The sequence below is a fragment of the Blautia wexlerae DSM 19850 genome (assembly GCF_025148125.1).
Classification (GTDB): Bacteria; Bacillota; Clostridia; order Lachnospirales; family Lachnospiraceae; genus Blautia_A; species Blautia_A wexlerae.
Window position 1 is genome coordinate 1,301,448 of sequence record NZ_CP102267.1, and the last position, 6,053, is coordinate 1,307,500.

Genomic DNA, 6,053 nt, shown 5'->3' on the forward strand with positions numbered 1-6,053 from the left:
ATGATGATAGAAATAGATTTCAGCAGTGATGAAGCCATTTACATCCAGCTGACCAATCAGATCATCATGGGGATTGCTACGTCAAGACTGCAGGAGGGAGATACACTGCCATCAGTGAGACAGCTTGCAGATACAGTTGGGATAAATATGCATACAGTAAATAAAGCATATTCACTGTTGCGACAGGAGGGATTTGTCACTATCGACCGCAGACGTGGTGCAGTGATTTCTATTGATGTAAATAAACGGAAAGCATTGGAAGAACTGAAACAGAATCTCATGGTGGCGCTTGCGAAAGGATGTTGCAAGAGCGTAAGCAGAGAGGAAGTACATCAGCTTATTGATGAGATTTTTGACGAATATGATGAAAACAGATAGGAGAGGACATGGAGAGACAATTTACCAGACAGGCAGAGAATGCCCTCAAATTGGCAAAGACAACTGCGAAAACCTGTGGACATGGATATATCGGAACAGAACATCTTCTTGCAGGTCTTTTGAAAGAACCTGAAGGCACTGCGGGAAAAGTGCTGCAGGAATTTAACGTAGAAGAAGAAAAACTCAGGGAACTTATCAGCAGCCTGGTTACACCGGTTCAGGGCAATACTGCGGTAGCAGAAACAAAAGATCCCCAGTACAGCCCGAGAGCAAGAAGGATCATTGAACAGGCGGAGGAAGATGCTGAGAGTATGGAATGTCTTTGCGGAACAGAGCACCTGTTGCTTTCGCTTCTGAAAGAGACAGACTGCGTAGCGACCAGACTGCTTTTTACAATGGGAGTAAATATCCAGAAGTTGTTTGCGGCTATCCTGACAGCTATGGGATTTGACAATGATACCATTGCAGAGGAATTTCAGTACGCAAGGAATGCGGGAAACAAAAAAGTGACCAGTACCCCTACGCTGGATCAGTACAGTCGTGACCTGACACAGCTTGCAGCAGAGGGAAAACTGGATCCTGTGATAGGGCGTGATAAAGAAATTACCAGACTGATTCAGATTCTGAGCAGACGTACGAAGAATAATCCGTGTCTGACAGGGGAACCCGGAGTAGGTAAGACTGCCATTGTAGAGGGACTTGCACAGCGCATCGTTATGGGAATGGTTCCGGATACAGTGAAGGATAAGCGTCTTGTTGTGTTAGATCTTTCCGGCATGGTTGCGGGAAGCAAATACAGAGGTGAATTTGAGGAACGCATTAAGAATGTGATCCAGGAAGTAAAAGAACATCAGGGAATTCTGCTGTTCATTGATGAAATCCATACCATCATCGGAGCAGGTGGAGCGGAGGGAGCACTGGATGCTTCTAATATCCTGAAACCTTCTCTTTCCAGAGGTGAGATTCAGCTTATCGGCGCGACTACTCTGGAGGAATACCGTAAATATATTGAAAAAGACGCAGCACTGGAACGAAGATTCCAGCCGGTGACAGTGGAAGAACCATCTTCAGAGGAGACTGTTGAGATCCTTAAAGGTCTGCGTCCATATTATGAGAAACATCATGGGGTAAAGATTGAAGATGAGGCACTTGAGGCAGCAGTAAAAATGTCACAAAGATATATCAATGACCGTTTCCTTCCGGATAAGGCAATTGATATTATTGATGAAGCAGCATCAAAGGTTCAGCTTGCGGGTTATCAGTCAGCACCTGAAATGGAACAATATGAACTGGAACTGAATGAACTTCGTGAGGAGAAAGAACAGGCAGTTAAGACTGCAGATATTGAACGCGCAAAAAAAGCACAGGTACGCCAAAATGAAGTGGAAGCCGAAATGGAGAAAATCCGCATTAAGACTGAACGTAGAAATAAGAGGAAGAAACTTGTTGTAGATGAAGCTGCTGTTGCAGAGACGATTTCTGACTGGACAAAGATTCCTCTTCAGAAACTGACAGAGGGAGAAACCAAACGTCTTGCTCGTCTGGAGAAAGAACTTCATAAACGTGTGATCGGACAGAATGAGGCAGTGAAAGCTGTTGCGCAGGCAGTGAAACGGGGAAGAGTAGGACTTAAAGATCCGAACCGTCCCATTGGTTCTTTTCTTTTTCTTGGACCTACAGGTGTTGGTAAGACAGAACTTTCCAAGGCTCTGGCAGAAGCTGTCTTTGGAAGTGAACAGGCGATGATTCGTGTAGATATGTCCGAATATATGGAGAAACACAGTGTCTCCAAGCTGATCGGTTCTCCTCCGGGATATGTAGGATATGAAGAAGGCGGCCAGCTCAGTGAGAAGGTCCGCAGAAATCCGTACAGTGTATTGCTTTTTGATGAGATTGAGAAGGCACATCCGGATGTGTTTAATATACTTTTACAGGTGCTGGATGACGGTCATATTACAGATGCACAGGGAAGAAAAGTCGACTTCAAACAGACGATTATTATTATGACTTCCAACGCAGGGGCACAGGCGATCATGGAGCCGAAACGTCTGGGATTCATGTCTGATAATGATGAGAAGAAAGACTATGAACGAATGAAAGGCGGTGTGATGGAAGAAGTGCGCCGGATTTTCAAACCGGAGTTCCTGAACCGAATTGACGATATCATGGTGTTCCATGTGCTGAATAAAGAAGATATCCGGAAAATTGTGACATTGCTTCTTAAAACAATGGAGAAACGATGTGCAGAACAGATGGAAATTCATCTTACAGTGACAAATGCTGTGAAAGATTTTATTGCAGAAAAAGGTTCTGATAATAAATATGGTGCCAGACCGCTGCGTCGTGCAATTCAGAGTAAGATAGAAGATGCGCTTGCAAACGAGATTCTGGAAGGCAGAGTAAAACGTGGAGATAGTGTACAGGTGAAACTTCATAAAAACGAGATTGCATTTGAAGTGAAAAAACAGTAGAAATCTCTGAGCAGACAGATATTTACAATTAAAGCAGAGGACCCACATGATTCACAGAAATTGTGAAATTAGTATAAAAAAATCAGTGAGATACTGGTCAAAAAAGTGAATGTATTATATAATAAGCACATAAAATGTCGGAAAAGTACAGAGATAGTGAAAAACTGTACGGCATCGGCAGATGAACCGGTGGAGCGGCAAACAAAAGAGTCTTAGGAGGACATAGGAAATGGCAGTAGTAAAAGAATTAATCCGTACAGAAGAGAATGGGGCAATCAGCTTTGGTGACTATGAGCTTGCACAGAAGTCTAAATTATCAGACTATCAGCATCAGGGCGATATGTATAAAGTAAAAACTTTTAAGGAGATTACCAAGCTCGAGAGAAACGGAATGTTCGTTTACGAATCAGTTCCGGGAACAGCAGTATTTAATCTTACACAGAGTGAAGCTCAAATGGATTTCCATGTAGAGGGACCGGAAGATGCACAGATCACAGTGGAGATGGAGCCGGATACAGAATATGAAGTATTTATTGAGCAGGCAAGCACAGGTAAGATGAAAACAAACCTGGGCGGTAAACTTTCCTTTAGCGTGGAACTTGGCAATGCTGCAAGAGTAGAAGTAAAGATTGTAAAATGCTGAAAAATAAAAAGACGGTATATTTTTGTCAGGAGTGCGGATATGAATCCGCAAAATGGATGGGGCAGTGCCCGGGATGCAAGTCCTGGAACACCTTTGTGGAAGAGACAGTTTCCACAAAGAAGCCATCCTCTTCTGGAGCAATGAAATCATCAGAAAAAAGGCAGGAACCGGTGATCCTTAAAGACATCAGCCTGTCAGAAGATGAACGGCAGACAACTCAGATTGGTGAACTTGACAGGGTGCTGGGCGGCGGTATCGTCCCCGGCTCCCTTGTTTTAGTGGGAGGAGATCCGGGAATCGGAAAATCAACGCTGCTTTTACAGGTGTGCAGGAATCTGGCAGAGAAGCAGGTTTCGGTTCTTTATATTTCAGGCGAGGAATCTCTGAGACAAATTAAGCTGAGAGCTAATCGTATCGGGCAGTTTACGGATAAGATGCAGCTTTTATGTGAGACGAACCTGGAAGTGATACGTGAGGTGATCGAGCGCAGAAAACCGGATGTGGTTGTAATCGACTCCATTCAGACTATGTTTCACGAAGATGTAAGTTCGGCACCGGGAAGTGTCTCTCAGGTGAGAGAATCTACCAATATCCTTATGCAGATCGCAAAGGGGATGGGGGTGTCCATTTTTATTGTAGGTCATGTGACGAAAGAAGGAAATGTGGCAGGTCCGAGAGTGCTGGAGCATATGGTAGATACCGTGCTCTATTTTGAAGGAGATCGCCACGCATCTTACCGTATTTTGCGTGCAGTAAAGAACCGTTTTGGATCTACGAATGAGATTGGTGTTTTTGAAATGTGTAATACAGGTCTTGAGGAGGTGAAGAATCCGTCGGAATATATGCTGAATGGCAGACCGGAGGATGCGTCGGGTTCTGTTGTGGCGTGTTCTATGGAAGGAACCCGGCCGATTCTGGTTGAAATTCAGGCACTTGTGTGCCAGAGTAATTTCGGGATTCCGAGGCGGACAGCGGTGGGAACTGATTTTAACAGAGTGAATCTCCTTATGGCTGTGCTTGAGAAGAAAGTCGGACTCCGTCTGGCTGCATCGGATGCTTATGTCAATATTGCAGGGGGAATGAAGATGACAGAGCCGGCAATTGACCTTGGGATCTGTCTGGCGATTGTTTCCAGTGCGAAGGATATTGTGATTCCTGATAATGTGATGGTGTTTGGCGAGGTTGGCCTGAGTGGTGAAATCCGCGCAGTGAATATGGCAGGCCAGCGTGTGCAGGAGGCGAAAAAACTGGGATTTGGAACAGTTGTGCTGCCAGAAGTGTGTAGGGCTTCTGTTGGAAAAGTGGAAGGAATCAACTTGGTTTATGTGTCGCAGATTCGTGATGCGATTGGTTATATTATGAAAAAATAGATTGTCAGACTACTGGCTTATATATGGTTTGAATAAGTCGATCAGACTGTCGTCAAAGATATTTTTGCCTGAGAAAGTCTGCTGATAGAGAGAAAGAGGAAAGGATCAAAAGTTATGGCGAGTGGAATTGATACAGTGATATTTGATATGGATGGAGTGATTTTTGATTCGGAGATTCTTGTGCTTCAAGCGTGGAAAGAAGTGGCAGAACGTCATGGAATCGCAGGAGTTGAGGCGGCATGTCATGAGTGTCTGGGAACAAATAGTGTTGTAAGTAAAGGGGTTTTTCTGAAGCATTATGGTGAAGATTTTCCATATGAGGAATATAAAGCGGAGATGGCAGAGGTGTTTTTCAGTCATGCTTCCGGAGGTAAACTGGCAAAGAAGCAGGGGGTTGAGGAGCTTTTGAAATATCTGAAGATGAGGGGATTTAAGATTGGGCTTGCCAGTTCTACCCGGGAGGCACTGGTGCGTTCGGAGATTTCAGATGGCGGGCTGCTGGGATATTTTGATCAGATTATCGGGGGAGATATGGTGGAACGGAGTAAGCCGGAACCGGATATTTTTCTGGAGGCTTGCAGACGACTGGGAACCAGACCGGAGAATTGTTATGTGATTGAGGATTCTCATAATGGAATCAGGGCGGCTTATGCAGCAGGGATGCATCCGATCATGGTGCCGGATCTGATGGAGGTGACGGAGGAGATGAAGTCCCTCGCAGAAGAGATTCTGGGATCGCTTTGCGCAGTGCAGGAATTTTTGCAGGGGTCAGGCATATAAATTCATTTGTTTTTATGAGTGTCAGTGATTGAATAAAAAAGAAATCTGTTTTTACTGGTGTTTATTTCAAAACTTTTCCAGGAAAACAGATTCCTTTTTTGTTATATTAAGTTTTTGCTTATGAGAGAACTCCTGTTGACTGTAAAAACAGGATAAACATCATAACCGGCGCAACATAGCGGATCATGATTCGATAAAGTTTTTTTCTGCGGAATCTGCTGCCGTTTCGTTCCATTTCATCAATGACATAATCAGGTGTCATAACCCATCCGATCAGGATGGTGGAAAGTAATGCGATAAATGGCATCATAACACTGTTGCTGATGTAATCCATAATATCAAGCAGCTGTCCTGTAGAGCCATTGGGCAGTTCCACTTCTACATAGAAAATGCTGTATCCCAAAGCAATGA

6 protein-coding genes (1 of these 6 only partly in view) are annotated in these 6,053 nt (G+C 44.2%); 5 read left to right on the forward strand and 1 reads right to left on the reverse strand.

Annotated features, from left to right (window positions below):
- The 5 genes from NQ550_RS06005 (at position 1) to NQ550_RS06025 (ending at position 5,642) form a co-directional block, all read left to right on the forward strand.
- On the forward strand, positions 1 to 378 hold the full coding sequence (locus NQ550_RS06005; RefSeq protein ID WP_020993363.1) for a GntR family transcriptional regulator: 378 nt from the start codon (positions 1 to 3) through the stop codon (positions 376 to 378).
- Positions 379 to 386: 8 nt separating this feature from the next.
- The gene (locus tag NQ550_RS06010) at positions 387 to 2,849 is read left to right on the forward strand and encodes an ATP-dependent Clp protease ATP-binding subunit (protein WP_025579499.1); all 2,463 of its coding nucleotides are present in this window, start codon (positions 387 to 389) and stop codon (positions 2,847 to 2,849) included.
- A 229-nt stretch (positions 2,850 to 3,078) separates the two neighbouring features.
- Positions 3,079 to 3,492, forward strand: coding sequence for a hypothetical protein (locus tag NQ550_RS06015; RefSeq protein WP_008705473.1), 414 nt, complete (start codon positions 3,079 to 3,081; stop codon positions 3,490 to 3,492).
- Positions 3,486 to 4,862 (forward strand): DNA repair protein RadA, encoded by a 1,377-nt coding sequence (gene radA / locus NQ550_RS06020; protein WP_025579501.1) that lies wholly within the window; start codon positions 3,486 to 3,488, stop codon positions 4,860 to 4,862. The genes NQ550_RS06015 and radA overlap by 7 nt, the downstream gene beginning before the upstream one ends.
- Positions 4,863 to 4,976: 114 nt before the next feature.
- A complete protein-coding gene (locus NQ550_RS06025; protein WP_025579503.1) occupies positions 4,977 to 5,642 on the forward strand; it encodes an HAD family hydrolase in 666 nt (221 codons plus the stop codon).
- Between the two features lie 118 nt (positions 5,643 to 5,760).
- On the opposite strand, the gene NQ550_RS06030 is transcribed toward NQ550_RS06025, so the two are convergent.
- Positions 5,761 to 6,053, reverse strand: the end of a protein-coding gene (locus NQ550_RS06030) for a sodium-dependent transporter (protein ID WP_025579505.1). It continues 1,099 nt past the right edge of the window; 293 of the gene's 1,392 nt are visible here — the last part of the coding sequence; its start codon lies off the right edge, out of view — the gene reads right to left on this strand; it ends in the stop codon at positions 5,761 to 5,763.

What these genes read in the sequence shown, in the direction of transcription:
- NQ550_RS06005 (WP_020993363.1), top strand. Translation starts at nt 1, where the DNA reads ATGATGATAGAAATAGATTTCAGCAGTGATGAAGCCATTTACATCCAG.
- NQ550_RS06010 (WP_025579499.1), top strand. Translation starts at nt 387, where the DNA reads ATGGAGAGACAATTTACCAGACAGGCAGAGAATGCCCTCAAATTGGCA.
- NQ550_RS06015 (WP_008705473.1), top strand. Translation starts at nt 3,079, where the DNA reads ATGGCAGTAGTAAAAGAATTAATCCGTACAGAAGAGAATGGGGCAATC.
- radA (WP_025579501.1), top strand. Translation starts at nt 3,486, where the DNA reads ATGCTGAAAAATAAAAAGACGGTATATTTTTGTCAGGAGTGCGGATAT.
- NQ550_RS06025 (WP_025579503.1), top strand. Translation starts at nt 4,977, where the DNA reads ATGGCGAGTGGAATTGATACAGTGATATTTGATATGGATGGAGTGATT.